General features: G+C 36.3%; 1 protein-coding gene. It reads right to left on the bottom strand.

The window, feature by feature from the left end:
* Nucleotides 1–134: 134 nt before the first annotated feature.
* Nucleotides 135–2,210, bottom strand: a complete 2,076-nt coding sequence (topA, locus tag V7147_RS12965) for a type I DNA topoisomerase (protein ID WP_335368281.1) — start codon at nt 2,208–2,210, stop codon at nt 135–137.
* Nucleotides 2,211–2,488 lie beyond the last annotated feature (278 nt).

Consider the following 2,488-nt stretch of genomic DNA (forward strand, 5'->3'; position numbering starts at 1 on the left):
ATTATCATAATTTAGTAGCCCTTGCAAATAAAAACCCTAATTTTTTTAAAAAATTCTGAATTGTGCAAGAGATCACTCCCTCACTTTCCTTTAAGCATAGAAAGTGGTGAGCCTATAAGAACTCACCACACAAGTTATTTTTGAGGTTCCTCCTTGTAGTCACACTGGGCACATTGGACTTGAATTCCTTTTTTGAGCTTTTTCTCAACTAACAAATTGTCACACTTTGGACATTTCCTTGGAAGTGGTTTATCCCATGAAAGGAAATCACATTCAGGGTATTGATCGCAGCCATAAAAAATTCTCTTCTTCTTGCTTTTTCTTTCCACAATATTTCCTTTATCACATTTTGGACAAGGAACCCCTATTTCCTTAACAATTGGCTTTGTATTGCGGCAATCAGGGAAATTGGAGCAAGCCATGAATTTTCCATAACGCCCCATTTTATAAACCATCGGATGACCACAATTTTCACAATCCACTCCAGCAGGTTCATCCTTAATTTCGACTTCCTTCATTTCCGCTTCTGCAATTTCTAATCTTTTTTCAAAATCTTTGTAGAAATCATCAATAATACTGATCCATTCTGTTTTTCCTTCTTCAACTTCATCAAGGTTATTTTCCATTTTGGCCGTAAACTCTACATCAAGAATTTTCGGGAAGAACTCTAAAATTAATTCATCGACGATTTCTCCAAGTTCAGTTGGTATGAATCGCTTGTTATCTAATGCTACATACCCTCTCTTTTGAATAGTATCGAGAGTTGGTGCATAGGTAGAAGGTCTCCCTATCCCTAGTTCTTCAAGAGTCTTAACAAGTCTCGCTTCTGTATAACGAGGAGGCGGTTGGGTAAAATGTTGTCTTGGATCAATATCCTTAGAAAAGGCTTGATCTCCTTCTTCTAAATCAGGGAGCATCTTTTCTTTTTCTTCAACATTATCATCATTACCCTCAACATAAACCTTCATAAAACCAGGGAATTTAACTTTTGAACCCGTTGCTCTAAAGACAACATCTCCATTAGTTAAGTCAACGCTCATTGTATCCATAATTGCAGAGGCCATTTGACTTGCGACAAAACGTTCCCAAATAAGCTTATACAATCTTAGTTGGTCTCTGCCTAAGTATTGTTTTAGGCTATTTGGATCTCTAAAGACAGAGGTTGGGCGAATACCTTCGTGAGCATCCTGGGTATTTCCACCTTTTTTCTCTTTTCTTTTAGTATCAGTTACAAATTGTTTACCAAAGGTACTTTCAATATATTGTGAACCTTCTTCTATTGCTGTGTCTGAAATTCGCGTTGAATCCGTACGCATATATGTGATTAGACCAACTGTACCTTCTTTACCTAGGTCAATACCTTCATATAGCTGTTGTGCCAGCATCATTGTTTTCTTGGCACGGAAATTCAATTTACGCGCTGCTTCTTGTTGTAAAGAAGATGTGATAAATGGTGGTGCAGGATGTCTTTTACGTTCTTTTTTTGTGACAGAAGTAATGGAAAAAGAGTTCCCTTCAATTGTTGAAAGAATATCTTTTACTTCTGCTTCATTTGTTAATTCTACCTTTTTCCCTTTTAGACCGAAAAATTGCCCTTCAAATTGTACATTTTCTTTTACAAAATCTGCTTTAATTGTCCAGTATTCTTCTGGCTCAAAATTTTGAATTTCTTTTTCTCGGTCAATGATTAGTCTAACAGCAACAGATTGTACTCGACCTGCACTAAGCCCTTTTTTTACTTTCTTCCAAAGGAGAGGACTAATATTATAGCCTACTAATCTGTCAAGAACACGTCTTGCTTGTTGCGCATCGACTAAATCCTGATTAATTGGCCTTGGATGCTTAAAAGACTCTTTAATAGCATCTTTCGTAATTTCATTAAAAACAACTCGACAATCTGAATTGATATCTACCCCTAATGAGTGTGCCAAGTGCCAAGCGATTGCTTCCCCTTCACGATCGGGGTCAGCTGCCAGATAGACTTTTTTTGCTTTTTTTGCTGCTGTTTTTAAATCCTTCAATACTGGGCCTTTACCCCGTATCGTTATATATTTCACTTCAAAATGATTTTTTGCATCGACACCCATTTGACTTCTTGGAAGATCCCTAACATGCCCCATTGAAGCCTTTACCTTATATTTTTTTCCCAAATATCTTTCGATTGTTTTTGCTTTTGCTGGTGATTCAACTATGACTAAATAGTCCGACATGTATCGTTTCCTCCTTAGAGGTTAAAGTATTTTCCGGTTAATATAATCAAATGCGCCTTGGCGTATTTGCGCCCAGATTTTTTTCGAGTTTGCACGAAAAACTTCCCCTAAAAATCTGCGGCATCCGCCGGAGGCCTTAATTTATCTAGTCGAGTATAAATCTCTACTGAATAAATTAATATTTCCAGTAATAATAAATCCTCCATATTATTAAATATTCATAGACAGTTTGTCAAACTGTTATGATTATTTTTACACATTTTTAATTCATTTTTTCA

Source organism: Bacillus sp. JJ1521 (assembly GCF_036965165.1).
Classification (GTDB): Bacteria; Bacillota; Bacilli; order Bacillales; family Bacillaceae_L; genus Ferdinandcohnia.

Bases quoted from the DNA above. Each gene is read 5' to 3' on its own strand.
- topA (WP_335368281.1), bottom strand. From the start codon at position 2,210: ATGTCGGACTATTTAGTCATAGTTGAATCACCAGCAAAAGCAAAAACA.